The sequence below is a fragment of the Haliea sp. genome, from assembly GCF_041395985.1.
In the GTDB taxonomy this organism is placed as follows: domain Bacteria; phylum Pseudomonadota; class Gammaproteobacteria; order Pseudomonadales; family Halieaceae; genus Haliea.
Genome location: NZ_JAWKZJ010000003.1, coordinates 353,949 through 379,720 on the forward strand (window position 1 = coordinate 353,949; position 25,772 = coordinate 379,720).

Below are 25,772 nucleotides of genomic sequence, written 5' to 3' on the forward strand. Positions count from 1 at the left end.
GTTCAGTTACCCGCCTTTTCGTTCAGCACAGTCTTGACGCGTGCGATGTCGCGCTGGTTCTGCTGCAGCAGGTGTGTCTGCCCCAGCTGACCAGTGGACTTCTGCATGCGCAGCTTGAACTGCTCTTCACGCAGGGTGAGCAGCTGCTTGTTGAGGTCCTCGGGGGACTTATCACGCAATTCGCTAGCTTTCATCACATCACCGACCGTTTAACAAATGTAGTGGCTACCGGGATCTTCGCGGCTGCCAGGGCAAACGCCTCACGCGCAAGCTCCTCGGAAACGCCCTGCACTTCGTACAGAACCTTGCCCGGCTGAACCTGGGCCACCCAGTATTCTACGTTACCCTTACCTTTACCCTGACGTACTTCCAACGGCTTGCCGGTGATCGGCTTGTCGGGGAAGACCCGGATCCAGATTTTTCCGCCACGCTTGATGTGACGGGTCATCGCACGACGAGCCGCCTCGATCTGGCGCGCAGTAATGCGCCCACGACCGGTCGCCTTAAGGCCGAACTCGCCAAAGCTGACCTTGCTGCCGCGTTCTGCGAGGCCGCGGTTGCGACCCTTCATCATCTTGCGGAATTTTGTACGCTTAGGTTGAAGCATCTGCGTAACCCTTAATTAGTTGCTGTCTTCTTGGCGCTGTCGGAATGGTTTTCCGTGCCAATCACTTCACCCTTGAAGATCCACACCTTCACGCCGATGATGCCGTACGTGGTAGATGCCTCGTAGGTCGCGTAGTCGATGTCCGCGCGCAGGGTATGCAGCGGCACACGACCTTCGCGGTACCACTCGGTGCGCGCAATTTCTGCACCACCCAGACGACCACCCACCTGGATCTTGATGCCTTCAGCACCCTGGCGCATCGCGTTCTGCACCACGCGCTTCATGGCGCGACGGAACATCACACGGCGCTCGAGCTGCTGCGCCACGTTCTGGGCTACCAGCTTCGCATCCAGGTCAGGCTTGCGGATTTCCTCGATGTTGATGTGCACAGGCACACCCATCTTGTCTGCAAGTGTCTTGCGCAGGCCGTCGACATCCTCACCCTTCTTGCCGATCACGATACCGGGACGGGCTGTGTGAATGGTGATGCGTGCGGTTTGCGCCGGGCGCTCGATGACAACGCGGCTCACAGAAGCGTGCTCCAGCGTCTTCTCGATGTACTTGCGCACCTCAAGATCGGTAATCAGCGTTTTCGCATAGTTTTTGCTATCCGCATACCAGATCGAGTTGTGATCCTTGACGATACCTAAACGTATGCCGACCGGATGTACTTTCTGACCCATGTGGTCTTCTCCTGAACTTAGCCTTGGCCGTCTGCAACTTTCACTGTGATATGACAGGAGCGCTTGAAAATGCGATCCGCACGACCTTTGGCACGTGGCCGCAGACGCTTCATCGTCATACCTTCGTCGACAAAGATGCTGGACACCTTGAGCTCATCCACATCCGCGCCTTCATTGTTCTCAGCATTGGCAATCGCAGAGTCAAGAATCTTCTTGACGATGTGAGCTGCCTTTTTGGTGCTGAATTCGAGCAGGCTAAGCGCCTCCTCGACAGGCTTGCCGCGCACCTGGTCTGCAACCAGGCGGGCCTTCTGGGCCGAGATCCGCGCACCTTTCAGTCTTGCTGCAACTTCCATTTTCCTAAACCTCGCTATCGACCAGCGCTTAGCGCTTCGCCTTTTTGTCCACAATGTGCCCTTTGAACGTACGCGTTACCGCAAACTCTCCAAGCTTGTGACCAACCATGTCTTCATTGATCAGGACCGGCACATGCTGACGGCCATTGTGGATGGCGATTGTCAGACCGACCATATCCGGCGATATCATGGAACGGCGCGACCAGGTCTTGATCGGACGACGGTCGTTGCTTTCAATCGCTGCTTCAACTTTCTTCATCAAGTGAAGGTCGATAAAGGGACCTTTTTTCAGTGAACGCGGCACAGTGTCTTCCTCTAATCTCTCGGCTCTATCGACCGAACTTATTTCTTGCCACGACGGCGTACAATCAGGCCGTCAGTGCGCTTGTTCGAACGCGTCTTGTAGCCCTTGGTCGGCGTGCCCCACGGGCTCACCGGGTGACGACCACCGGAGGTGCGGCCCTCGCCACCACCATGCGGGTGATCGACCGGGTTCATTGCCACACCGCGAACGGTCGGGCGTACACCGCGCCAGCGCGAGGCACCGGCTTTACCCAGCTTGCGCAGGCTGTGCTCGGAGTTCGAGACCTCGCCGATCGTGGCGCGGCAGTCAGACAACACCTTGCGCATCTCGCCTGAGCGCAGGCGCAGGGTTGCGTACTGACCTTCGCGGGCCACCAGCTGCACCGAAGCGCCAGCTGAACGGGCGACCTGAGCACCCTTGCCAGGCTTCAGTTCAACCGCGTGGATCACCGAACCCACCGGGATATTGCGCAGGGGCAGACAGTTACCGGTCTTGATCGGTGCGGCCGAGCCAGACTGCAGGGTATCGCCAGCCTTCACACCCTTGGGCGCGATGATGTAGCGACGCTCGCCGTCGGCGAACAGCAGCAGGGCAATGTTTGCCGTACGGTTGGGGTCATATTCGAGACGCTCGACCTTGGCCGGAATACCGTCCTTCGAGCGCTTGAAGTCGATGATCCGGTAGTGCTGCTTGTGACCACCGCCAACGTGGCGCACCGTGATACGGCCATTGTTGTTACGACCACCGCGGCGGCTCTGCTTTTCCAGCAGCGGAGCGTAGGGTGCACCCTTGTGCAGATCCTCGCTCACCACGCGAACGACGTGACGGCGTCCGGGCGATGTCGGTTTACTTGTTAAAACTGCCATCTCGCACCTACTCCTTATTCAGCCACGGCAAAGTCGATGTCCTGACCCTGCTCCAGACGAACATATGCCTTCTTCCAGGTTGGACGCGCGCTAAGGCCGTACTTGTTACGTTTGACCTTACCCTTGACCTTCAGAGTCTGGACCGCATCCACCTTTACCTTGAACAGCTGCTCAACCGACTTCTTGATCTCGGCCTTGGTAGCATTCACGGCGACCTTGAATACATACTGGTTGTTGGCATCAGCCAGCACCGCCGCCTTTTCCGACACGTGCGGCGCTACCAGCACCTGGAAAATCCGCTCCTGGTTCATGCGAGCATCTCCTCAATCTTTTTCACTGCATCCACAGTGACCATCACCTTGTCGTAGGCGATCAGGCTGACCGGATCCACACCGTCCACGTCGCGCACATCGACCTTGTGCAGATTGCGCGCAGCCAGATACAGGTTTTCACCCAGTTCTGCCGTTACGATCAGCACGTTGTCCAGGCCGTATTCGCCCAGCTGCTTGACCAGCAGTTTGGTCTTGGGCGCCTCGAGATCCATGCTCTCAACCACGAGCAGGCGATCCTGGCGGGCCAACTCGGACATAATGGAGCGCATGGCCGCACGGTACATTTTGCGGTTCACTTTCTGGGAGTGATCCTGCGGACGCGCCGCGAAGGTCACGCCACCGGTGCGCCAGATCGGCGAACGGATGGTGCCCGCACGGGCGCGACCGGTACCCTTCTGACGCCAGGGCTTCTTGCCGCCGCCGCTGACATCGGAGCGCGTTTTCTGCGCGCGCGTACCCTGGCGTGCGCCGGCCAGATAAGCCGTAACCACCTGGTGCACCAGATCTTCGTTGTATTCGCGGGCAAAGGCGACATCAGACACTGAAACCGTGCCCGCTGCGGCGTTGCCTGGCTTGACTACACTCAATTCCACGTTAGAGACCCCCTAACCTTAAGCCTTGACCGCGGGACGCACGATAACGTCTCCGCCGGGTGCACCGGGGACAGCGCCCTTGATGAGAAGCAGGTTGCGCTCCGCATCAACACGCACGATCTCCAGACCCTGGGTGGTCACCGTTTCCGCGCCCATGTGCCCGGACATTTTCTTGCCCTTGAACACACGACCCGGCGTCTGACACTGGCCGATTGAACCCGGGGCGCGGTGCGACAACGAGTTGCCGTGTGTCGCGTCCTGCATGGAGAAGTTCCAGCGCTTTATCACGCCCTGGAAGCCCTTGCCCTTGGACTTACCGGCCACGTCGACCTTCTGGCCGGCGGCAAAGTGTGCCACTGTCAGCTCGGAACCCACCGCGGGGGCCTCGACGCCGTCCGCCAGGCGGAACTCCCAGAGACCCGTACCGGCTTCCACACCCGCCTTGGCGAAGTGACCCGCTGCTGATTTACTCACTTTCGAGGCCTTGCGGCTGCCCGCTGTGACCTGGATCGCACGATAGCCATCGCTATCGAGTTCTTTGATCTGAGTAACGCGGTTTGGAGTGACCTCCACTACGGTTACTGGTATGGATGCGCCGTCCTCGGTAAAAACACGAGTCATACCGGACTTACGGCCGACTAAGCCAATAGTCATCTTGCTAACCTCTCAGTGTACGGGGCTTACCCTCTATGGCCGCCCCGCCTTGCTTTAAAGAACCGGGCGTTACACACCCAAAGGCCACCGGGCCTATGGGCAGGTCTTGCTACGAATTGTCGTTAACCAAGACTGATCTGTACTTCTACACCTGCTGCCAGGTCCAGTTTCATCAGGGCGTCTACTGTTTTCTCGGTAGGCTCCACGATGTCCAACAAACGCTTGTGGGTACGAATTTCGTACTGGTCACGCGCGTCCTTATTCACGTGCGGCGAAACCAGCACGGTATACTTCTCTTTACGGGTCGGGAGCGGGATGGGCCCCCGCACCTGGGCGCCGGTGCGGCGCGCCGTTTCCACGATTTCCTGGGTAGACGTATCTATCAGGCGGTGGTCGAAAGCCTTGAGGCGAATGCGAATACGTTGGTTCTGCACCAGACCTAACTCCAATCAATAAAAAACCAGGGGTCCGCTATGGAGCCCCCCGAAAAAGGAACGCGAATTCTAAAGAGCGCCCTGCAGGCTGTCAAGCAGCGTACAGGATTATTTTGGCGGGGAAGGGCCGACTTCAGTCTGCACAATTCACACAATGAGCCGCCGTCGGCAGTACCTGCAAGCGCGCCGCGCTGATGGGCTCTCCGCAGCGCTCACAGCTACCGTAGGTGTCGGCATCCAGACGGGCGAGAGCGGCGCGGGTATCGGCAATCGACTGCCTGGTTTCCACGCCGATAGCGTCCTCCACCTCGTCATTCTCCCGCTCCTGAGCCTGCTCCGCCCAGTCACCCGAGTGGCTCCGAGTCACGTCGCGCTTGATGCTGGCCAGCCTGTGCTCCAGCTCGACCAGCATCGCATTGAGCTGCGCGCGCACTTCAGCCTTGCTCTCCACAGCCATGTCAAACCGCCGCGTTGAGCATGCAGTACAGCGCATCCTTGAGATGCAGTCGGCGCACCTTGGCCTGTTCTTCCGTGCGCGTGGCTACCGGGGTCACTTCATTTTCCATGTTTTCCACTTCCCGCGTCAGCTCGTGGTACTCATCAAACAGCTTGCGAAAGTGGGCATCGTTCATTTTCAAGGTATGGATGCGCTCACGAAACTCGGGGAATTCGTGGACGAGATCATGATGTTCTACTGACATGGTGACTCCTTGCTTATTTGAGGTGAAACCGCCGGACACCATCACGTGTCGGCAGCATACCAGCCTAGAACAGATACCGCGTGCAGCGCCATGATCCAGATCATGACAAACAGGCCGCGAGACAAATCCTGCAGACGCAGGACAGAGCTTGACGCAGGGCCGTTGAGCAGTGACGATGCCGGGACACTCGTCAAGGGGCAGAGCGGCCATGCGCAATGACAACGAAACCCATTCAGTACTTATCGGCTACCTGCTGTGGATTTTTGGCTTTATCGGCGCTCATCGCTTTTACTACGGGCGACAGATCACCGGAGTGATCTGGTTCTTCACCCTCGGGCTGCTGTTTATCGGCTGGATTATCGACCTGTTCCTGATTCCCGGGATGGCCCGCGACGCGGATCGCCGCTATGTGGAGGGCCCAACGGACTACAGCCTGGCATGGATTCTGCTCACCTTCCTCGGGGTGTTCGGTGTACACCGCTTCTATATGGGAAAGATCGTTACCGGGCTGATTTACCTGTTGACCCTGGGGCTGTTCGGCCTGGGTGTGCTGTATGACTTCCTCACCCTGAACAGCCAGATTTCCGAGAAGAACCTGCAGCGCCAGTAACGAAAAAGCCCGGCACTGGGCCGGGCTTCTCGTCGTAGCCGCTACGCTTACTCGATGATCTTGGCGACGACGCCAGCACCCACGGTGCGGCCACCTTCGCGGATCGCGAAGCGCAGACCATCTTCCATCGCGATCGGCGCAATCAACGTCACAACCATCTGCACGTTGTCGCCCGGCATCACCATCTCAACACCCTCAGGCAGCTCACACGCACCCGTAACGTCCGTGGTGCGGAAGTAGAACTGCGGGCGGTAGCCCTTGAAGAACGGCGTGTGACGGCCACCCTCGTCCTTCGACAGTACGTACACCTCTGCCTCGAACTTGGTGTGCGGCTTCACAGAACCCGGCTTCGCCAGAACCTGACCACGCTCAACGTCCTCACGCTTGGTACCGCGCAGCAGTACACCCACGTTCTCGCCCGCACGGCCTTCGTCCAGCAGCTTGCGGAACATCTCAACGCCCGTACAGGTCGTCTTCACGGTGTCGCGGATACCGACAATCTCGATCTCCTCGCCCACCTTGATCACGCCACGCTCAACACGGCCAGTCACTACCGTACCGCGACCAGAAATCGAGAACACGTCCTCAACCGGCATCAGGAACGCCTGGTCTACCGCACGCTCAGGCTCCGGAATGTAGCTGTCCAGCGTCTCAACCAGCGTCTTCACCGCCGTCACACCCAGCTCGTTCTCGTCTTCGCCGTTCAGCGCCATCAGCGCAGAACCGCAGATGATCGGCGTGTCGTCGCCCGGGAAGTCGTAGGTGTCGAGCAGCTCGCGCAGCTCCATTTCCACCAGCTCCTTCATCTCGGCGTATTCTTCGCTGTCCGCACCGCCGCAATCTTCCGCCAGCAGGTCAGCCTTGTTCAGGAACACCACAATGTACGGCACGCCTACCTGGCGCGACAGCAGGATGTGCTCGCGGGTCTGCGGCATCGGGCCGTCTGTCGCACCACACACCAGGATCGCGCCGTCCATCTGCGCCGCACCCGTGATCATGTTCTTCACATAGTCCGCGTGTCCGGGGCAATCCACGTGCGCGTAGTGACGCGTCGGTGAATCGTACTCCACGTGCGACGTCGCAATCGTGATGCCGCGCTCGCGCTCTTCCGGTGCGTTGTCAATACCGTCAAACGCAACCGCTGAACCGCTACCCCAGGTCTCAGCACAGACTTTCGTCAGCGCCGCTGTCAGCGTCGTCTTGCCATGGTCTACGTGACCAATGGTGCCCACGTTGACGTGGGGCTTCTTACGTTCAAACTTTTCCTTTGCCACTGTTAGTCACCTCTATGGGATAGCTGGGTTATTTGGTTGCGTTCTTGGAAATGATTTCCTGCGCGATGTTGTTCGGTGCCTCCGCGTAGCGGGTGAACTCCATCGTGTAGGTAGCGCGACCCTGGGTTGCTGAACGCAGGTCGGTCGCGTAGCCGAACATTTCGGCGAGCGGCACTTCCGCGTTGATCACCTTGCCAGACACGCTTTCGTCCATACCGGAAATCAGGCCACGGCGGCGGTTAAGGTCGCCGACCACGTCACCCATGTTTTCCTCGGGCGTAATCACTTCCACCTTCATGATCGGCTCAAGCAGTACCGCGCCGCCTTTTTCGGCCAGCTTCTTGGTCGCCATGCTCGCAGCGATCTTGAACGCCATTTCGTTCGAGTCCACGTCGTGGAACGAACCGTCGAACAGCGTTGCCTTCAGGCCGAGCAGTGGGTAGCCGGCGAGTACGCCGTTCTGCATCTGCTCTTCGATGCCCTTCTGCACTGCGGGTACGTATTCGCGGGGAACCGTACCGCCAACCACCTCGTTGACGAATTCCAGCCCTTCGGCGTTCTCGTCTTCACCTGGCTCGAAGCGCACCCAGACGTGACCGTACTGACCGCGACCACCGGACTGACGTACAAACTTGCCTTCGATCTCGCTCTTGTTGCGAATCGCTTCGCGGTAGGCCACCTGCGGCTTGCCGATGTTCGCCTCGACGTTGAATTCCCGGCGCATACGGTCTACCAGGATGTCGAGGTGCAGTTCACCCATACCCGAGATAATGGTCTGCCCGGTTTCCGGGTCCGTCTTGACGCGGAAAGAAGGGTCTTCCTGGGCCAGTTTACCCAGGGCAATACCCATTTTCTCCTGGTCAGGCTTCGACTTGGGCTCAACTGCCACCGAAATCACGGGCTCGGGGAACTCCATCCGCTCCAGCACGATAGGCTTGTCGGCATCACACAGGGTGTCACCCGTGGTGGTGTCCTTGAGGCCCACGGCCGCAGCGATATCGCCCGCCAGCACTTCCTTGATCTCTTCACGGCTGTTGGCGTGCATCTGCACCATACGGCCGATACGCTCTTTCTTCTCCTTGACGGAGTTGAACACGCCGGTGCCGCTTTCCAGCTTCCCGGAATACACACGGAAGAAGGTCAGCGTGCCCACAAAGGGGTCGGTGGCGATTTTGAATGCCAGGGCCGCGAAAGGCGCATTGTCATCCGCTTCACGCGTCTCGACAGTGCCATCCTTGTCCAGCAGCGTGCCTTCGATCGCGCGCACCTCTGTAGGCGAGGGCAGGTATTCAATAACCGCGTCGAGCATGGCCTGCACACCCTTGTTCTTGAACGCGGAGCCGCCCAGTACCGGCACGATCTCGTTGGCCAGGGTGCGGGCACGGATGCCTGCCTTGATCTCTTCCTCGGTCAGCTCACCGCCTTCGAGATACTTCTCCATCAGCTCTTCGGTCGCTTCAGCGGCGGATTCCACAAGGAACTCGCGCATTTCTGCCACTTCGTCCGCCATGTCAGCGGGAACGTCAGCCAGCGTGAACGTCATGCCCTGATCCTCTTCGTTCCAGAGGATGGCCTTGTTCTTGATCAGGTCGACAACGCCCTTGAACTCGTCCTCTGCACCGATGGTCATTTGCAGGGGGACGGCGTTCGCACCCAGGCGGGTCTTCAGCTGGCCGACCACGCGCATGAAATCTGCACCGGCACGGTCCATCTTGTTGACGAACACCATGCGCGGCACTTCATATTTGTTGGCCTGGCGCCAAACCGTTTCCGTCTGCGGCTGCACGCCTGAGGAGCCGCACAGCACCACCACAGCGCCGTCCAGTACACGCAGGGAGCGCTCCACCTCAATGGTGAAGTCAACGTGTCCGGGCGTATCGATGATGTTGATACGGTGCTCATCGAACTGGGCATCCATACCGCGCCAGAAACAGGTGGTCGCAGCAGAGGTGATGGTAATACCACGCTCCTGCTCCTGCTCCATCCAGTCCATGGTTGCAGCACCGTCGTGCACTTCACCAATACGGTGAGATCGGCCGGTGTAGAAAAGTACACGCTCGGTGGTCGTGGTTTTACCCGCGTCCACGTGAGCGCAGATACCGATATTGCGGTATCGCTTGATAGGAGTCTTGCGTGCCACGATAATTTCCCCTGTAACAGGTTGCCTGGCGTTAATTTAGAACCGGTAGTGCGAGAAGGCCTTGTTGGCTTCTGCCATGCGATGCACGTCTTCACGCTTCTTCACAGCATTGCCCTTGCCCTGCGACGCATCAATGATTTCGCCGGCAAGGCGCTGACGCATGGACTTCTCACCGCGGTTGCGCGCGTAATCAACCAGCCAGCGCATGGACAGAGCCACACGGCGGGCGGGACGCACTTCAACCGGCACCTGATAGGTTGCACCGCCGACCCGGCGGGACTTCACTTCGACCATCGGCGCGATGTTCTCAAGCGCTTCGTCAAAGGCCTCGAGGGGATCTTTCTTCAGGCGCTCCTGGACGATATCCAGCGCACCGTAGACGATGGTTTCCGCGACAGACTTCTTGCCGCTGATCATCACGTGGTTCATGAACTTGGCCAGCGTTACATTGCCGTATTTGGGATCCGGCAGGACTTCACGTTTGGCGACTACGCGTCTTCTTGGCATGTTTGTTGCCCTTCTCTCTTCAGGTTAATCCGAACACCGACCTGCCACACAGGCGGGGGAGGCAGAGGTTCAGCCTTACTCACTTCACTGTTGACCCGGAGCACAGCCCCGGGCGTTTATTTCGGCCGCTTGGCGCCGTACTTGGAACGGCCCTGACGACGCGCAGAAACACCGGAGGTGTCCAGGCTGCCGCGCACCGTGTGATAGCGCACACCCGGCAAATCCTTTACCCGGCCGCCGCGAATCAGCACCACACTGTGCTCCTGCAGGTTGTGACCTTCACCGCCGATGTACGAAGACACTTCGTACCCGTTGGTGAGGCGCACACGGCAGACTTTACGCAGTGCAGAGTTCGGCTTCTTGGGGGTCGTCGTGTAGACACGCGTGCACACACCGCGGCGCTGGGGACAGCTCTGCAGGGCGGGCACGTCGCTCTTGGCGACCTTGCGCTTCCTCGGCTTACGAACCAATTGGTTGATCGTTGCCATCTAGTTTGAACTCCAGATATTGTTTGAATTCATGGCCATAACAGCCATCCTCAAGCCGTTTCAGGGGCTTGCGGCGCCGCTCTGCGGGCCTGTTTACACGGCTCCGGATGCAGCACACTACCCGTTGCGCCACGCACACGGCGGAGCACCCCGGGAAAGAGGAGGCGGCATTCTATAGACGCCCCCCATGCGAGTCAAGAACAGAGTAGCGGCCGGCAACATCGCAGGCCCCAGCCGCCCGCGGCCCTCGCAGGCCCCGGGCAATACCCTTACTCGGTATCCTGCAGTGCTTCGGTGAGTGCCGCCTCGATTTCCTGGGCAGACACACTCATTTCCACATCACCACCGCGAGTCCGCTTGCGTTCCTCGTGGTAGGCCAGACCGGTACCTGCCGGTATCAGACGACCAACCACCACGTTCTCCTTGAGGCCACGCAGGTAGTCGCGCTTGCCGGTCACCGCGGCTTCGGTCAGAACCCGGGTAGTCTCCTGGAAGGAGGCTGCGGAGATAAAGCTTTCCGTGGCCAGCGACGCCTTGGTAATACCCAGCAGTTCACGCTCAGCGGAGGCTGGCACCAGCCCTTCCGCGAGGAGGCGCTCGTTCTCTTCGATGAACGTGACGTACTCGACCTGCTCACCCTTGATCAGGCTGGAATCGCCAGAGGACGTGATCACCACCTTGCGCAGCATCTGGCGAACAATCACCTCGATGTGCTTGTCGTTGATCTTCACGCCCTGCAGCCGGTAGACCTCCTGGATCTCGTTGGAGATGTACTTGGCCAGCTCTTCAACGCCCTTCAGGCGCAGGATGTCATGTGGGCTCAAGGGGCCTTCGGAAACGATTTCGCCCTTCTCCACAAACTCCCCTTCGAACACCGACATCAGGCGCCACTTGGGAATCAGCACCTCGTAGTGGTCGGAACCGTCAGGCAGGGTCTGCCCGTCCGTCGGGGTGATCACCAGACGCCGTTTGCCCTTGGTTTCCTTGCCGAAGCTCACCGCACCGGAAATCTCTGCCAGAATCGCGGGCTCTTTCGGCTTGCGCGCTTCAAACAGGTCCGCAACGCGAGGCAGACCACCGGTGATGTCACCGGTCTTGGAGCCTTCCTGGGGAATACGGGCGATAACTTCACCGGCGTCCAGGCGAGCGCCGTCCTCGAGGCTGACCAGCGCGTTGGGTGGCAGGAAGTAGTGTGCCGGCACGTTGGTGTTCGCGAGGCAGAGCTCTTCACCCTTCGCATCCACCAGGGTAATGGCCGGGCGCACATCCTTGCCCGCGGCGGGGCGTTCACCCACGTCCAGGACCTCGATGCTGGACAGACCGGTCAACTCATCGGTCTGGCGCTTGATCGTGATGCCCTCCTCCATACCGGAGAAGCGCGCAATACCCGCCACTTCGGTGATGATGGGGTGGGTGTGGGGATCCCAGTTTGCTACCACATCGCCTGCAGCCACGTCAGCGTGGTCCTGCACCTTGATGATGGCACCGTAGGGCAGTTTGTAGCGCTCGCGCTCACGGCCCATCTTGTCCAGCACCGACAGTTCGCCGGACCGCGAAGCCGCGATCAGGAAACCGTCCTTGCGCTCCACCGTCTTCACGTTGTGCAGGCGCACCTTGCCGTCGTTCATGACCTGGATGTTGTCCTGCGCGGTCTGCCGCGAAGCCGCACCACCGATGTGGAAGGTACGCATGGTCAGCTGTGTGCCCGGCTCACCGATGGACTGCGCGGCAACAACGCCGACCGCCTCACCCATGTTGACCCGATGGCCACGGGCCAGGTCGCGACCGTAGCAGGCTGAGCAGATACCGTGGCGTGTTTCGCAGGTGATCGGCGAGCGCACTTCCACTTCATCAATACCCATTTCCTCGATGCGCTTGATCCACAGCTCGTCGAGCATGGTGCCGGCGGTGATGGCGATTTCGTCATCCGTACCGGGGCGAATCACGTCGCGGGCCACGATACGGCCCAACACGCGATCACCCAGTGACTCGATGATGTCGCCGCCATCGATAACCGGGGTCATCAACAGCCCCTGATCGGTACCACAATCGACTTCCGTGACCACCAGGTCCTGGGCCACGTCGACCAGGCGCCGGGTCAGGTAACCGGAGTTGGCTGTCTTCAGTGCGGTATCCGCCAGACCTTTACGTGCACCGTGGGTCGAGATGAAGTACTGCAGTACGTTCAGGCCTTCGCGGAAGTTGGCCACGATCGGCGTCTCGATGATCGAGCCATCCGGCTTGGCCATCAGGCCGCGCATACCGGCCAGCTGGCGAATCTGCGCCGGTGAACCCCGGGCTCCGGAGTCGGCATACATGTACACGGAGTTGAAAGAGGCCTGTTGCTCCTCCTCGCCATCACGGTTGACCACGGTCTCCTTGGAGATCCCTTCCATCATCGCCTTGGACACCAGGTCATTGGCCCGGGACCAGATGTCGATAACCTTGTTGTACTTCTCGCCCTGGGTGACCAGGCCGGCGGCGTACTGGTCTTCGATTTCCTTCACCTCGCGGTCGGCACGGGCAATCAGCTCGGCCTTGGCTTCGGGAATCACGAAATCGTTAACGCCGATGGAGGCCCCTGAGCGGGTTGAGTACTCGTAGCCCGTATACATAAGCTGATCGGCGAAGATCACCGTCGCCTTCAGGCCCACCACGCGATAGCACTGGTTGATAATGCGCGAGATGGCCTTCTTGGTCATATCCTGGTTGACCATGTCGTAGGCGATGCCTTCGGGGACGATTTCCCACAGCAGCGCGCGGCCCACGGTGGTATCAACCACCACAGTGCGCTCGGAACGCTCACCCTCCTCGTTCTGCACGACCTCATGGATACGGACCTTGACCCGCGCCTGCAGGTGCACATGGCCGGCGCGGTAGGCGCGGTTCACCTCGGAGACGTTGGCAAAGATCATGCCCTCGCCCTTGGCGTTCACACGCTGACGGGTCATGTAGTACAGGCCCAGAACCACGTCCTGTGAGGGTACGATGATGGGCTCGCCGTTGGCGGGCGACAGGATGTTGTTGGTCGACATCATCAGCGCGCGCGCTTCCAGCTGCGCTTCCAGCGTCAACGGCACGTGCACCGCCATCTGGTCACCGTCGAAGTCGGCGTTGTAGGCGGCGCAGACCAGCGGGTGCAGCTGGATGGCCTTGCCTTCAATCAACACGGGCTCAAACGCCTGGATACCCAGGCGGTGCAGCGTCGGTGCACGGTTCAGGAGCACAGGGTGCTCGCGAATCACTTCAGCGAGGATGTCCCAGACTTCCGGCGGCTCACGCTCAACCATCTTCTTGGCGGCCTTGATCGTCGTGGCCAGGCCACGCGCCTCAAGCTTGCCGAAAATGAAGGGCTTGAACAGCTCCAGGGCCATCTTTTTGGGCAGACCACACTGGTGCAAACGGAGCGTGGGACCGACCACGATCACGGAACGCCCCGAGTAGTCCACGCGCTTGCCCAGCAGGTTCTGGCGGAAGCGCCCCTGCTTGCCCTTGATCATGTCGGCCAGGGATTTCAGCGGACGCTTGTTGGAACCGGTAATCGCTCGACCGCGGCGACCGTTGTCCAGCAGTGCGTCCACGGATTCCTGTAGCATGCGCTTCTCGTTGCGCACAATGATGTCAGGCGCATTCAGATCCAGCAGACGCTTGAGGCGGTTGTTGCGGTTGATCACACGCCGGTACAGGTCGTTCAGGTCTGACGTCGCGAAGCGGCCGCCATCCAGGGGCACCAGCGGACGCAGGTCCGGTGGCAGTACGGGCAGCGCGTTCAACACCATCCACTGCGGCTTGTTACCCGAGCTCGCGAAAGCCTCCATGAGCTTCAGGCGCTTGGACAACTTCTTGATCTTGGTTTCCGAGTTGGTCTGCGGAATTTCCTCGCGCAGGGTCAGAATTTCGCGCTCGAGATCGAGCTGCTTCATCAGATCCTGTACTGCCTCGGCACCCATCTTGGCGGTGAACTCGTCACCGAACTCTTCCATCGCCTCGTAGTACTCTTCATCGGTCAGCAGCTGACCGGGGTTGAGCGTTGTAAGGCCCGGATCGGTCACCACATAGGATTCGAAGTACAGCACGCGCTCGATGTCACGCAGGGTCATATCCAGCAGCAGGCCGATGCGCGAGGGCAGCGACTTCAGGAACCAGATGTGTGCCACCGGGCTGGCGAGCTCAATGTGGCCCATGCGCTCACGACGCACCTTCGCCAGCGCCACTTCCACGCCGCATTTCTCACAGATCACGCCGCGATGCTTGAGGCGCTTGTACTTGCCGCACAGGCACTCATAGTCCTTTACGGGGCCAAAGATCTTGGCACAGAACAGCCCATCGCGCTCCGGCTTGAAGGTCCGGTAGTTGATGGTTTCCGGCTTCTTCACTTCGCCGAATGACCAGGAGCGGATCATTTCGGGCGACGCCAGGCCAATGCGGATAGCGTCGAATTCTTCTGACTGTCCCTGGGACTTGAGCAAATTCAGTAAGTCTTTCAAGGTCTTTCCTCCACGAGGTTTTCCTTCCAGCTACAGCGGCAAGTGCCGCCGTAGCCCCGAGTCCGTTTTACCGCTGGTTAGTCACTCTCCAGCTCGATATCGATACCGAGGGAGCGTATTTCCTTGACCAACACGTTGAAGGACTCGGGCATGCCCGGTTCCATACGATGGTCACCATCGACGATGTTCTTGTACATCTTGGTGCGTCCCGCGACGTCATCCGACTTCACGGTGAGCATTTCCTGCAGGGTGTACGCGGCACCGTAGGCTTCCAGGGCCCACACCTCCATCTCACCGAAGCGCTGGCCACCGAACTGCGCCTTGCCGCCCAGCGGCTGCTGGGTAACGAGGCTGTAGGAGCCGGTAGAACGCGCGTGCATCTTGTCGTCTACCAGGTGGTTCAGCTTCAGCATGTACATGTAGCCCACGGTGACCGGGCGATCAAAGGCCTCGCCGGTGCGACCGTCGTACAGCGTGAACTGGCCACTTTCGGGTAAGTCAGCCAGAGACAGCAGTTCCTTGATCGACTCTTCAGCAGCGCCGTCAAACACCGGCGTCGCCATTGGAACACCTGCACGCAGGTTTTCGGCCAGTGCCAGAATTTCCTTGTCATTCAGCGACTTGAGATCTTCAGTACGGCCGGACCCGTTGTTGTAGATGCGCTCGAGGAATTCGCGGACTTCCGCAACTTTGCGCTGCTCCTGCAACATCTGGTCGATTTTTACCCCCAGCCCCTTGGCAGCCATGCCCAGGTGGGTTTCGAGGATCTGACCGACGTTCATGCGCGACGGCACGCCCAGCGGGTTGAGAACGATGTCCACCGGCTCGCCGTTCTCGTCGAAGGGCATATCTTCAACCGGCATGATGACCGAGATAACGCCCTTGTTGCCGTGGCGGCCCGCCATCTTGTCACCGGGCTGGATGCGGCGTTTGATCGCAAGATACACCTTGACGATCTTCAGAACGCCCGGGGCCAGGTCGTCGCCGCTCTGCAGCTTGCGCTTCTTGTCCTCAAACCGCTCTTCGAGCAGCTTGTTCTGCTCATCGAGCTGCTTCTTCGCCGCGGCCAGTGCGTCGTTCAGATCGCTGTCGGCCAGCTTCAACTTGAACCACTGCTCGCGATCCAGGTCAGCCAGCACCTTCGCGGTCAGCTCCGTGCCCTTGGCCAGGCCAGCGCCACTGACAGTCTTGGCGCCCTTCAACTGGTTACCCAGCAGCGAGAATGTCGCCTCTTCGAAGATCCGGTACTCTTCCTTCAGGTCCTTGCGGAACTTGTCGAGCTGGTGCTTCTCGATCTGCAGTGCACGCTGGTCCTTCTCAAGACCGTCGCGGGTAAACACCTGCACATCGATGACCGTGCCCTTGGTGCTGGAAGGCACACGCAGGGACGTATCCTTCACGTCCGAGGCCTTCTCACCGAAGATGGCACGCAACAGTTTCTCTTCCGGTGTGAGCTGCGTCTCGCCTTTCGGCGTTACCTTGCCCACCAGGATGTCGCCCGCCTCGACCTCAGCGCCGATGTAGACAATGCCGGACTCATCAAGCTTGGACAGCGCACTCTCACCGACGTTGGGAATATCCGAGGAGATTTCCTCGGAGCCCAGCTTGGTGTCACGCGCAATACAGGTGAGTTCCTGAATATGAATGGTGGTGAAACGATCTTCCTTGACCACCTTCTCGGACACCAGGATGGAGTCCTCGAAGTTGTAGCCGTTCCAGGGCATGAACGCGATACGGATATTCTGGCCCAGCGCCAGGTCGCCCATATCGACTGACGGCCCGTCCGCCAGAATGTCGCCGCGCGCAACCACATCGCCCTGTTTCACGATCGGGCGCTGGTTGATGCAGGTGTTCTGGTTGGAACGCGTGTACTTGGTCAGGTTGTAGATGTCGACCGGTGCTTCATCCCTGCCCACGTCCTTGTCGTTGACACGAACCACGATGCGGCTGGCATCGACGGAATCGATGACGCCGTCACGGCGGGCGACAACGCAGACACCGGAGTCGGCGGCAACGTAGCGCTCCATACCGGTACCGACCAGCGGCTTTTCACACTTCAGCGTGGGCACCGCCTGACGCTGCATGTTGGAACCCATCAGTGCACGGTTGGCGTCGTCGTGCTCGAGGAAGGGGATCAGCGCCGCGGCTACAGATACCACCTGCTTCGGCGAGACGTCCATGTAATCCACCTTTTCGGGCGGCATGACCGTAAATTCGTTCATGTGACGCACGGCGATCAGCTCGTCGACGAACCGGTTCTTGCTGTCGACCGCAGCCGACGCCTGCGCAATGACGTGCTCCGCCTCGTTGATCGCGGACAGGAACTCGACTTCGTCGGTCACCTGACCGTTCACCACCTTGCGGTACGGGCTTTCCAGAAAGCCGTAATCATTGGTGCGGGCGTAGGTTGCCAGCGAGTTGATCAGGCCGATGTTCGGCCCTTCCGGCGTCTCAATCGGGCACACGCGACCGTAGTGTGTCGGGTGCACGTCGCGCACTTCAAAGCCCGCGCGCTCGCGCGTCAGACCGCCCGGCCCAAGCGCAGAAACGCGGCGCTTGTGGGTCACCTCGGACAGCGGGTTGTTCTGGTCCATGAACTGGGACAGCTGGCTGGAACCAAAGAACTCCTTCACGGCTGCCGAGACAGGCTTGGCGTTGATCAGGTCCTGAGGCATCAGGCCTTCACTCTCCGCCATGGACAGACGCTCCTTGACCGCGCGCTCGACGCGCACCAGGCCCACACGGAACTGGTTTTCGGCCATTTCACCGACGCTGCGTACGCGGCGGTTGCCGAGGTGGTCGATATCGTCGGTCATGCCGCGACCGTTACGGATGGCCACCAGCGCTTTCAGCACGTCCACGATATCTTCGCGATCCAGCACACCGCTGCCGGTGACTTCTTCCCGGCCCAAACGGCGGTTGAACTTCATCCGGCCAACCGCTGAGAGGTCGTAGCGGTCGGGAGAGAAGAACAGGTTCTGGAACAGGTTCTCGGCAGATTCCTTGGTCGGCGGCTCGCCGGGACGCATCATGCGGTAGATCTCAACCAGCGCTTCCAGTTCGTTGCGCGTGCTGTCCAGACGCAGCGTATCGGAAATGTACGGGCCACAATCCAGCTCGTTGGTGTAGAGGGTATCAATGTTGTTGATACCCATCTCTTCCAGGCGTGTCAGGATCTCGTCATTCAGCTCCGCGTTACACTCGACAACCACCTCGCCGGTTTTCTCGTCGACGACGTTTTTGGCCAGCGCGCGGCCGTAGAGGTATTCGCGGGGAATCTCCAGCTCGGCCACTTCCGCCTTCTCGAGTTCGCGAATGTGGCGCGCGGTGATGCGGCGGCCCTGCTCCACAATGACCTTGCGGCCGACCTTGATGTCGAAAGACGCAACGTCACCGCGCAGGCGCGCGGGGATCAGCGCCATCTTGTAGTTGCCGTCCTTGTCGACGGTGAACGTGTTGACCTCGTAGAACATGTCGAGGATTTCTTCGGACTGGTAGCCCAGTGCACGCAGCAGGATGGTCGCAGGCAGCTTGCGACGGCGATCGATGCGCACGAACACCATGTCCTTGGGGTCGAACTCGAAGTCCAGCCAGGAGCCACGGTAAGGGATCACGCGGGCAGAGTAGAGCAACTTGCCCGAGGAGTGGGTCTTGCCCTTGTCGTGGTCGAAGAATACACCGGGCGAACGGTGCAGCTGGGATACGATAACGCGCTCGGTGCCATTGACCACGAAGGTGCCGTTGTCGGTCATCAGGGGAATCTCCCCCATGTAGACTTCCTGCTCCTTGATGTCCTTGATGGTCTTGCTGGAGGCGTCCTTGTCGTAAATGATCAGACGGACCTTGACCCGCAACGCACAGGAATAGGTAATGCCGCGCAGCTGACACTCATTGACATCGAACACCGGCGTGCCGAGCTTGTAGTCAACGTACTCCAGCGCCGCATTGCCGCTGTAGCTGACGATCGGGAACACCGATTTGAAGGCCGCGTGCAGGCCGTAGTCGCCGCGCTCCTCGAGTGGTATGCCCTGCTGGGTGAACTTCCGGTAAGAATCGAGTTGGATCGCAAGCAGGTATGGAATATCCATCATGTTCGACAGCTTGCCGAAGTCCTTGCGAATACGTTTTTTCTCAGTGTACGAGTATGCCATCAGTACTCCCCAGCGTGTTTAGCTTCCCGCCGCCCTGCCGGCGGCAAGCGAGGCTCTTGACGGATGAGCTGCGCCTGCGCAGCCCGCCCTGAAAAACTTGTGCTCATCAAGCGGGAAAAGGCCGGCAGGCAAAAGCGCCCACCAGCCTTGTCCTGGTCCAGCCAAAGCCAGACGTGAGGCAAGCGCTTACTTGACCTCGACGGTCGCGCCTGCTTCTTCCAGCTTGGCTTTCAGCGCGTCCGCATCTGCCTTGGAAACACCTTCCTTGACAGGTGACGGGGCACCGTCAACCACGGCCTTGGCTTCTTTCAGGCCCAGGCCGGTTACTTCACGTACTACTTTGATCACGTTGACTTTCTTCTCGCCAGCGCTGGCCAGAATCACGTCGAACTCGGTCTGCTCTTCAGCAGCTGCGCCGGCGTCGCCAGCAGCGGCAACCGGTGCGGCAGCAACGGCTGCAGCGGCGGTTACACCGAATTTTTCTTCCATTGCGCTGATGAGCTCAACGATATCCATTACGCTCATTTCGGCGATTGCATTCAGAATGTCATCTTTGGACAGAGCCATGACTCATATCTCCTGGTTAGCTGATAAATAAATAGCGACTTACGCCGCTTCTTTCTGATCGCGTACTGCTGCCAGTGTGCGAACCAATTTTCCAGGTACGTCGTTCATCGTCTGTACCAGCTTGGTTACCGGCGCCTTCATCACACTCATCAACATCGAGAGTGCCTGATCACGCGTCGGCATCTTGGCCAGTACATCCAGTTGATCCGCACCCAGCATTTGGCCGCTCACCGCCAATACCTTCACCTCGAAGTTTTTATTCTCCTTGGCGAAATCCTTGAACAACCGTGCCGCTGCACCCGGATCTTCCATCGAAAATCCGAACAGGGAGGGGCCCACGAGGGCGTCACTGACGCATTCGTAGTCCGTTCCCGCCAGCGCGCGCTTGGCCAGTGTGTTCCGCACGACGCGGAGGGTCACTGAGTTTTCGCGAGCACTTTTGCGCAAAGCTGTCATTCCGTCCACGGTGACGCCACGTGCATCGGCGATCACCAGGGACAGGGCATTGGTGGCAGTCTCGTTAACTTCAGCAACGATCGCTTTCTTGTCGTCGAGTCCAATTGCCACTGGTATTACTCCTGGATTTACAGTTCCGGTAGCGCCAACGCTATGGCACTACCACCTTGCGTGGTGAACACATCCACCATCTGCGTAGGTTGGGCGACCCTCGCGGGCTGCTCGATTAAGCCGGACTGTCGGGGACAGCGCAGGCGCCTACGGTCTTTGATGGCCTTCAGTTCTCAGCTAATCAGGCGTCCGCCCAAGACTGCTCCAAAGACCTCAAAGTGAGTGCTGCGACTCGGTAGAACCGCATCACCCGGGCCAACCTTCCGTGGCGGACCCTGTGGCAGCGCCCCTTGTGGGGGCGCTGCCGATCAAGCTTCGATCGACGACTGGTCGACCGTGACACCCGGGCCCATGGTGGTGGACAGGGTAATTTTCTTCATGTACACGCCTTTCGCGGCAGACGGCTTCGCCTTGCGCAGGTCGGCCAGCAGCGCCTCAAGGTTGCCCTTGATCGCGGCGGGCTCGAAGTCGATCTTGCCGATGCCACCGTGGATGATGCCATTCTTGTCAGTACGGAAACGCACCTGACCGGCTTTGGCATTCTTCACGGCAGTCAGAACGTCGGGAGTGACCGTACCGGTCTTCGGGTTCGGCATCAGGCCGCGCGGACCCAGCACCTGACCCAGCTGACCAACAACGCGCATGGCATCCGGAGAGGCCACAACCACGTCGAAGTCCATCATGCCGCCCTTGATCTGCTCTGCGAGGTCTTCCATACCCACGAACTCGGCACCGGCGGCTCTGGCCTGTTCCGCTGCATCACCCTGGGTGAAGACCGCCACGCGCACATGGCTGCCTGTACCGTGCGGCAGGGTGGTAGCACCACGTACAGCCTGGTCAGATTTACGTGCGTCCACACCGAGGTTCACCGACACTTCGACCGTCTCGTTGAATTTGGCGGTAGCAAATTCCTTGAGCAGCGCAACGGCTTCGTCGAAGGAGTAGGCTTTGCCGGGCTGGATCTTTTCCTTGAATGCGCGTACGCGCCGTGACAGCTTGGCCATTAGATCACCCCCTCAACATCGATACCGGCAGAGCGTGCGCTGCCGGCAATAGTGCGGACCGCCGCGTCCATGTCTGCCGCCGTCAGGTCCGGCCATTTCTGCGTTGCCACTTCCTCCAGCTGGGCGCGGGTCACCTTGCCCACCTTGACCGTGTTGGGCGTGCCGGAACCGGATTTGATGCCGGCGACTTTGCGCAACAGCACCGCCGCGGGCGGAGTCTTCTTGATAAAGGTGAATGAGCGGTCACCGTATACGGTGATCACCACCGGAATCGGCAGGCCGGGTTCCAGATCCTGGGTTTCGGCGTTAAACGCCTTGCAGAACTCCATGATGTTCACGCCGTGCTGACCCAGTGCCGGGCCTACCGGCGGGCTGGGGTTCGCTTTGCCAGCGCCTACCTGCAGCTTGATATAAGCCTGTACTTTCTTCGCCATGTGTTGTCTCCCGGGTGCAAGCGCCGTTGTAATCCAGAACCGAAAGGGCCGGTTTACGCGGGCTCCCCATTGAGGCGACCGAAGCCGCCGTTAACGTTGGCGGGCGCCACTTGTGTGACGCCCGCCCTACTGCAATCAGGCCTTTTCGACCTGACTGAATTCCAGCTCCACCGGAGTGGAACGCCCGAAAATGAGCACGGCCACATTCAGACGGCTCTTGTCGTAATTCACTTCTTCCACAACGCCATTGAAGTCGTTGAAGGGACCATCGATCACCCGCACCATCTCGCCGGGCTCGAACATGGTCTTGGGGCGTGGCGCCTCGACGCCTGCCTCAACGCGCTGCAGGATAGCGGCCGCTTCGGCTTCGGTAATCGGCGCAGGTGCATCCGCCTTGCCGCCGATAAAGCCCATGACCCGCGGCGTCTCTTTCACCAGGTGCCAGGTGCCATCATCCAGTTCCATCTGCACCAGCACGTAGCCAGGGAAGAACTTGCGCTCGCTGCGGCGCTTCTGCCCGGCGCGCATCTCCACCACTTCCTCGGTGGGCACCAGGATTTCACCAAAGCGATCCTGCATGCCGTGCAGTTCTATACGCTCCTTCAGGGCTGCCGCAACTTTCTTCTCAAAACCTGAGTAGGCGTGGACCACGTACCAACGCATTGCCATCGGCTATCCCTTATCCTTTTCTGACTAACCAATCACCAGCGACACAAGCCAGCCGAGCAGGGAGTCGAGTCCCCACAGCATCAGTGCCACCAGCAATACAAAGACCACAACGATCAACGTGGTCTGGACCGTCTCCTGCCGCGTGGGCCAGACGACCTTGCGAATCTCGGTGCGGGAGCTCTTCACCAGCGTCCAGAACGCGGTACCCTTGGCGGTCTGCAACGCAATCAAACCGGCCACCGCGGCGATCGCCACAATGCCCAGCACTCGATACAGCAGCGATTCCGCCGAGAAGTAACTGTTGCCGATGATGCCGACAGCCAGCAGAGCGATAACCACCGCCCACTTCACGGAATCGAAACGCCCGGCGTTCGTTTCCACACTCATTACTACAACCCTTCAGATCGGGCCACGCCTGACGCGCAACCCCCTGCCATAAATGGCAGGCCAGGAGGGAATCGAACCCCCAACCTGCGGTTTTGGAGACCGCTGCTCTGCCAATTGAGCTACTGGCCTATATCCTCTTCTTAGACGACGAAGCCGAACTGCCCGCAAGCGGTTCGGCTCGAGTCGCCGGGATGCGCCGGAGCGCCCCCTGCTTCGGTGTTACTCGATGATCTTGGCGACGACGCCAGCACCCACGGTGCGGCCACCTTCGCGGATCGCGAAGCGCAGACCATCTTCCATCGCGATCGGCGCAATCAACGTCACAACCATCTGCACGTTGTCGCCCGGCATCACCATCTCAACACCCTCAGGCAGCTCACACGCACCCGTAACGTCCGTGGTGCGGAAGTAGAACTGCGGGCGGTAGCCCTTGAAGAACGGCGTGTGACGGCCACCCTCGTCCTTCGACAGTACGTACACCTCTGCCTCGAACTTGGTGTGCGGCTTCACAGAACCCGGCTTCGCCAGAACCTGACCACGCTCAACGTCCTCACGCTTGGTACCGCGCAGCAGTACACCCACGTTCTCGCCCGCACGGCCTTCGTCCAGCAGCTTGCGGAACATCTCAACGCCCGTACAGGTCGTCTTCACGGTGTCGCGGATACCGACAATCTCGATCTCCTCGCCCACCTTGATCACGCCACGCTCAACACGGCCAGTCACTACCGTACCGCGACCAGAAATCGAGAACACGTCCTCAACCGGCATCAGGAACGCCTGGTCTACCGCACGCTCAGGCTCCGGAATGTAGCTGTCCAGCGTCTCAACCAGCGTCTTCACCGCCGTCACACCCAGCTCGTTCTCGTCTTCGCCGTTCAGCGCCATCAGCGCAGAACCGCAGATGATCGGCGTGTCGTCGCCCGGGAAGTCGTAGGTGTCGAGCAGCTCGCGCAGCTCCATTTCCACCAGCTCCTTCATCTCGGCGTATTCTTCGCTGTCCGCACCGCCGCAATCTTCCGCCAGCAGGTCAGCCTTGTTCAGGAACACCACAATGTACGGCACGCCTACCTGGCGCGACAGCAGGATGTGCTCGCGGGTCTGCGGCATCGGGCCGTCTGTCGCACCACACACCAGGATCGCGCCGTCCATCTGCGCCGCACCCGTGATCATGTTCTTCACATAGTCCGCGTGTCCGGGGCAATCCACGTGCGCGTAGTGACGCGTCGGTGAATCGTACTCCACGTGCGACGTCGCAATCGTGATGCCGCGCTCGCGCTCTTCCGGTGCGTTGTCAATACCGTCAAACGCAACCGCTGAACCGCTACCCCAGGTCTCAGCACAGACTTTCGTCAGCGCCGCTGTCAGCGTCGTCTTGCCATGGTCTACGTGACCAATGGTGCCCACGTTGACGTGGGGCTTCTTACGTTCAAACTTTTCCTTTGCCATTTCGACGGTCTCCTGTTACCGGCCTGGACTTGCAGTAATACCGCACTTTCCTGTGTCAACTTCCACCGCCCGGCACGCCGCACGGCAAACAACTGGGTGGAGCTCATAACCGGATTTGAACCGGTGACCTCTTCCTTACCAAGGAAGTGCTCTACCGACTGAGCTATATGAGCCTTGCTCGTACCCAACTGGAGCGGGTAGCGGGAATCGAACCCGCATCATCAGCTTGGAAGGCTGAGGTTCTACCTTTGAACTATACCCGCCTGACCCGCTTCTATCTGGCGGATTAGCCGCAGCTGCGACCCGCTTTGGCGCACGTTGCGCCGCGGCGTTTAGCCTGGTGGAGGGGGGTGGATTCGAACCACCGAAGCTTTCGCGTCAGATTTACAGTCTGATCCCTTTGGCCACTCGGGAACCCCTCCGAAAGGCGGCATATTGTCCAGACGGCCCTATCCTTTGTCAACCGATAAATCAAACAAAATCATCCACCTGTCAGGCGGTGCCAAACGGGAACCCGAGTAGCCGCTCAGGCCGGCAAAGCGATGGTCGCCAGAGCCCTCACATGCATGCCCCACTGGCTGTTCTGGCCCACGACCTCCACCTCAACCAGACCGTCCGCAGAGGACTTCACCTCGCCGGTCATGGTCATGGTGGTGCCGGGGATGTTGGGTGCCCCCAGGTGAATCGTCAGTTTGCGGAAGACAGCATCGCGGCCACACCAGTCGCGCAGATAGGATTCGGTAAGGCCTTGGGTGGTCAGAATGTTCATGAACACATCCGGCATACCACTGGCCTGCGCCACCGCCTTGTCGTGGTGGACCTTCTGAAAATCCCGTGTCGCCAGAGCACCGCTCACGATCAGTGACGTGGTGATGGCAATTTCACGTGGCGGCAGCGTATCACCCACCTTGACCTGCCCCTGCTTGATTTGCTCACTCATTGGGCAGCCTCCCCGCCGGCGGTGTTGGGACGGTACTTGAGCACCTTGAAGCTCTGGCGACCCAGCGGCTCTCCATCCTGGTTGGTAAATTCGGTGACCGTTTCGTAGAAGTAACCTTCGCCGAGCCCGGTCTTTTTCCGCTCGGAAATGTTATCAATCACCGTTCGCGCATGAACGACTTCGCCCAGACGCAACTCCCGATCGTATTCCTGCGTGGTATTGGTCGCGACCACGCCCACATACCCGTTCTCATCAAACAGGTCGAAAAGCTCGGTTTGCGGGTCCTGCTCACGTCCCTGGGCTGCCACCGCGTAACCGGCCTGGCCCCACGCGAACAGCATCGTTGCCGGGGCTACCAGCTCTCCCCGGGAGCCCGAAGCTGCCTCGGCCTCGTCCAGGTGGTCAGGGTTGGTGTTGCCCATGACTTCGCACCAATGGCGAATCATGGCTTTATTCACTGCGTCCTTGGCGATCGAGGATCCGCATTCGCGGCCTACGAAGGCCTTTATCTTTTCCTCGAAGGCGGCAATATCTTCGCTACTCATGGCTCTGATGGCTCCGGCTGATGGCA

General features: G+C 59.8%; 28 protein-coding genes and 4 tRNA genes. 1 reads left to right on the forward strand and 31 read right to left on the reverse strand.

All coding sequences use genetic code 11. The annotated features are described in order from the left end of the window. Positions 1–2: 2 nt before the first annotated feature. The 12 genes from rpmC to R3E49_RS08100 all read right to left on the reverse strand — a co-directional run bounded on the left by rpmC (position 3) and on the right by R3E49_RS08100 (position 5,530). On the reverse strand, positions 3–194 hold the full coding sequence (gene rpmC / locus R3E49_RS08045) for a 50S ribosomal protein L29 (protein WP_290742617.1): 192 nt from the start codon (positions 192–194) through the stop codon (positions 3–5). Beyond that, complete coding sequence (rplP, locus tag R3E49_RS08050; protein WP_290742613.1) at positions 194–607, reverse strand: 50S ribosomal protein L16; 414 nt, start codon at positions 605–607, stop codon at positions 194–196. The genes rpmC and rplP overlap by 1 nt, the downstream gene beginning before the upstream one ends. 11 nt (positions 608–618) lie before the next feature. Further along, positions 619–1,290 (reverse strand): 30S ribosomal protein S3, encoded by a 672-nt coding sequence (gene rpsC, locus R3E49_RS08055; RefSeq protein WP_290742610.1) that lies wholly within the window; start codon positions 1,288–1,290, stop codon positions 619–621. A 17-nt stretch (positions 1,291–1,307) separates the two neighbouring features. Continuing rightward, a complete protein-coding gene (gene rplV / locus R3E49_RS08060) occupies positions 1,308–1,646 on the reverse strand; it encodes a 50S ribosomal protein L22 (protein WP_290742607.1) in 339 nt (112 codons plus the stop codon). A 28-nt stretch (positions 1,647–1,674) separates the two neighbouring features. Next, a complete protein-coding gene (gene rpsS, locus R3E49_RS08065) occupies positions 1,675–1,950 on the reverse strand; it encodes a 30S ribosomal protein S19 (RefSeq protein WP_027950938.1) in 276 nt (91 codons plus the stop codon). Positions 1,951–1,988: 38 nt separating this feature from the next. Continuing rightward, a complete protein-coding gene (gene rplB / locus R3E49_RS08070) occupies positions 1,989–2,816 on the reverse strand; it encodes a 50S ribosomal protein L2 (RefSeq protein ID WP_371294570.1) in 828 nt (275 codons plus the stop codon). 14 nt (positions 2,817–2,830) lie between these two features. After that, on the reverse strand, positions 2,831–3,127 hold the full coding sequence (rplW, locus tag R3E49_RS08075) for a 50S ribosomal protein L23 (RefSeq protein WP_027950940.1): 297 nt from the start codon (positions 3,125–3,127) through the stop codon (positions 2,831–2,833). Continuing rightward, a complete protein-coding gene (gene rplD, locus R3E49_RS08080; RefSeq protein WP_290742598.1) occupies positions 3,124–3,741 on the reverse strand; it encodes a 50S ribosomal protein L4 in 618 nt (205 codons plus the stop codon). Before rplD ends, rplW begins: the two co-directional genes overlap by 4 nt. 18 nt (positions 3,742–3,759) lie before the next feature. Next, a complete protein-coding gene (rplC, locus tag R3E49_RS08085) occupies positions 3,760–4,395 on the reverse strand; it encodes a 50S ribosomal protein L3 (protein ID WP_290742595.1) in 636 nt (211 codons plus the stop codon). A 122-nt stretch (positions 4,396–4,517) separates the two neighbouring features. After that, complete coding sequence (gene rpsJ / locus R3E49_RS08090; RefSeq protein ID WP_206558412.1) at positions 4,518–4,829, reverse strand: 30S ribosomal protein S10; 312 nt, start codon at positions 4,827–4,829, stop codon at positions 4,518–4,520. Between the two features lie 133 nt (positions 4,830–4,962). After that, positions 4,963–5,286, reverse strand: a complete 324-nt coding sequence (locus R3E49_RS08095) for a TraR/DksA family transcriptional regulator (protein WP_371294571.1) — start codon at positions 5,284–5,286, stop codon at positions 4,963–4,965. Position 5,287: 1 nt separating this feature from the next. Further along, the gene (locus R3E49_RS08100; RefSeq protein WP_371294572.1) at positions 5,288–5,530 is read right to left on the reverse strand and encodes a YdcH family protein; all 243 of its coding nucleotides are present in this window, start codon (positions 5,528–5,530) and stop codon (positions 5,288–5,290) included. A 208-nt stretch (positions 5,531–5,738) separates the two neighbouring features. On the opposite strand from R3E49_RS08100, the gene R3E49_RS08105 reads away from it, so the two are divergent. After that, positions 5,739–6,140, forward strand: coding sequence for a TM2 domain-containing protein (locus R3E49_RS08105; RefSeq protein ID WP_371294573.1), 402 nt, complete (start codon positions 5,739–5,741; stop codon positions 6,138–6,140). 47 nt (positions 6,141–6,187) lie between these two features. On the opposite strand, the gene tuf (R3E49_RS08110) is transcribed toward R3E49_RS08105, so the two are convergent. The 19 genes from tuf (R3E49_RS08110) to R3E49_RS08200 form a co-directional block, all read right to left on the reverse strand. After that, positions 6,188–7,414, reverse strand: coding sequence for an elongation factor Tu (gene tuf / locus R3E49_RS08110; protein ID WP_371294574.1), 1,227 nt, complete (start codon positions 7,412–7,414; stop codon positions 6,188–6,190). A 28-nt stretch (positions 7,415–7,442) separates the two neighbouring features. Next, positions 7,443–9,554, reverse strand: a complete 2,112-nt coding sequence (gene fusA / locus R3E49_RS08115) for an elongation factor G (RefSeq protein WP_371294575.1) — start codon at positions 9,552–9,554, stop codon at positions 7,443–7,445. Between the two features lie 36 nt (positions 9,555–9,590). Then, entirely contained in the window at positions 9,591–10,061 is a 471-nt protein-coding gene (gene rpsG, locus R3E49_RS08120) for a 30S ribosomal protein S7 (RefSeq protein ID WP_290744882.1), read from the reverse strand. Positions 10,062–10,177: 116 nt separating this feature from the next. After that, complete coding sequence (gene rpsL, locus R3E49_RS08125) at positions 10,178–10,549, reverse strand: 30S ribosomal protein S12 (RefSeq protein WP_027951188.1); 372 nt, start codon at positions 10,547–10,549, stop codon at positions 10,178–10,180. A 269-nt stretch (positions 10,550–10,818) separates the two neighbouring features. Next, on the reverse strand, positions 10,819–15,036 hold the full coding sequence (rpoC, locus tag R3E49_RS08130) for a DNA-directed RNA polymerase subunit beta' (RefSeq protein WP_371294576.1): 4,218 nt from the start codon (positions 15,034–15,036) through the stop codon (positions 10,819–10,821). Between the two features lie 77 nt (positions 15,037–15,113). After that, on the reverse strand, positions 15,114–19,187 hold the full coding sequence (gene rpoB / locus R3E49_RS08135) for a DNA-directed RNA polymerase subunit beta (protein WP_371294577.1): 4,074 nt from the start codon (positions 19,185–19,187) through the stop codon (positions 15,114–15,116). Between the two features lie 186 nt (positions 19,188–19,373). Next, entirely contained in the window at positions 19,374–19,754 is a 381-nt protein-coding gene (gene rplL / locus R3E49_RS08140) for a 50S ribosomal protein L7/L12 (RefSeq protein WP_290744877.1), read from the reverse strand. 39 nt (positions 19,755–19,793) lie between these two features. Next, positions 19,794–20,321 (reverse strand): 50S ribosomal protein L10, encoded by a 528-nt coding sequence (gene rplJ, locus R3E49_RS08145; RefSeq protein WP_371294578.1) that lies wholly within the window; start codon positions 20,319–20,321, stop codon positions 19,794–19,796. Between the two features lie 308 nt (positions 20,322–20,629). Beyond that, entirely contained in the window at positions 20,630–21,325 is a 696-nt protein-coding gene (rplA, locus tag R3E49_RS08150; protein ID WP_290744874.1) for a 50S ribosomal protein L1, read from the reverse strand. Continuing rightward, entirely contained in the window at positions 21,325–21,759 is a 435-nt protein-coding gene (gene rplK / locus R3E49_RS08155) for a 50S ribosomal protein L11 (protein ID WP_290744872.1), read from the reverse strand. Before rplK ends, rplA begins: the two co-directional genes overlap by 1 nt. 135 nt (positions 21,760–21,894) lie before the next feature. Further along, complete coding sequence (nusG, locus tag R3E49_RS08160) at positions 21,895–22,428, reverse strand: transcription termination/antitermination protein NusG (RefSeq protein WP_371294579.1); 534 nt, start codon at positions 22,426–22,428, stop codon at positions 21,895–21,897. Positions 22,429–22,452: 24 nt separating this feature from the next. Further along, positions 22,453–22,815 carry a preprotein translocase subunit SecE gene (gene secE, locus R3E49_RS08165; protein ID WP_371294580.1) on the reverse strand — a complete coding sequence of 121 codons (363 nt, stop codon included), beginning with the start codon at positions 22,813–22,815 and terminating at the stop codon, positions 22,453–22,455. Between the two features lie 53 nt (positions 22,816–22,868). Beyond that, positions 22,869–22,944, reverse strand: a tRNA-Trp gene (locus tag R3E49_RS08170). A gap of 90 nt (positions 22,945–23,034) precedes the next feature. After that, positions 23,035–24,261: an elongation factor Tu gene (tuf, locus tag R3E49_RS08175; protein ID WP_371294574.1), complete on the reverse strand. Its 1,227-nt coding sequence runs from the start codon at positions 24,259–24,261 to the stop codon at positions 23,035–23,037. Between the two features lie 97 nt (positions 24,262–24,358). Beyond that, positions 24,359–24,434 (reverse strand) — tRNA-Thr (locus tag R3E49_RS08180). A 16-nt stretch (positions 24,435–24,450) separates the two neighbouring features. After that, positions 24,451–24,524: transfer RNA gene (locus R3E49_RS08185), tRNA-Gly, on the reverse strand. Between the two features lie 75 nt (positions 24,525–24,599). Next, positions 24,600–24,683 (reverse strand) — tRNA-Tyr (locus R3E49_RS08190). Between the two features lie 104 nt (positions 24,684–24,787). Beyond that, the gene (locus R3E49_RS08195; protein ID WP_371294581.1) at positions 24,788–25,201 is read right to left on the reverse strand and encodes an acyl dehydratase; all 414 of its coding nucleotides are present in this window, start codon (positions 25,199–25,201) and stop codon (positions 24,788–24,790) included. Continuing rightward, positions 25,198–25,746 carry a MaoC family dehydratase N-terminal domain-containing protein gene (locus R3E49_RS08200; RefSeq protein WP_371294582.1) on the reverse strand — a complete coding sequence of 183 codons (549 nt, stop codon included), beginning with the start codon at positions 25,744–25,746 and terminating at the stop codon, positions 25,198–25,200. The genes R3E49_RS08195 and R3E49_RS08200 overlap by 4 nt, the downstream gene beginning before the upstream one ends. Positions 25,747–25,772 lie beyond the last annotated feature (26 nt).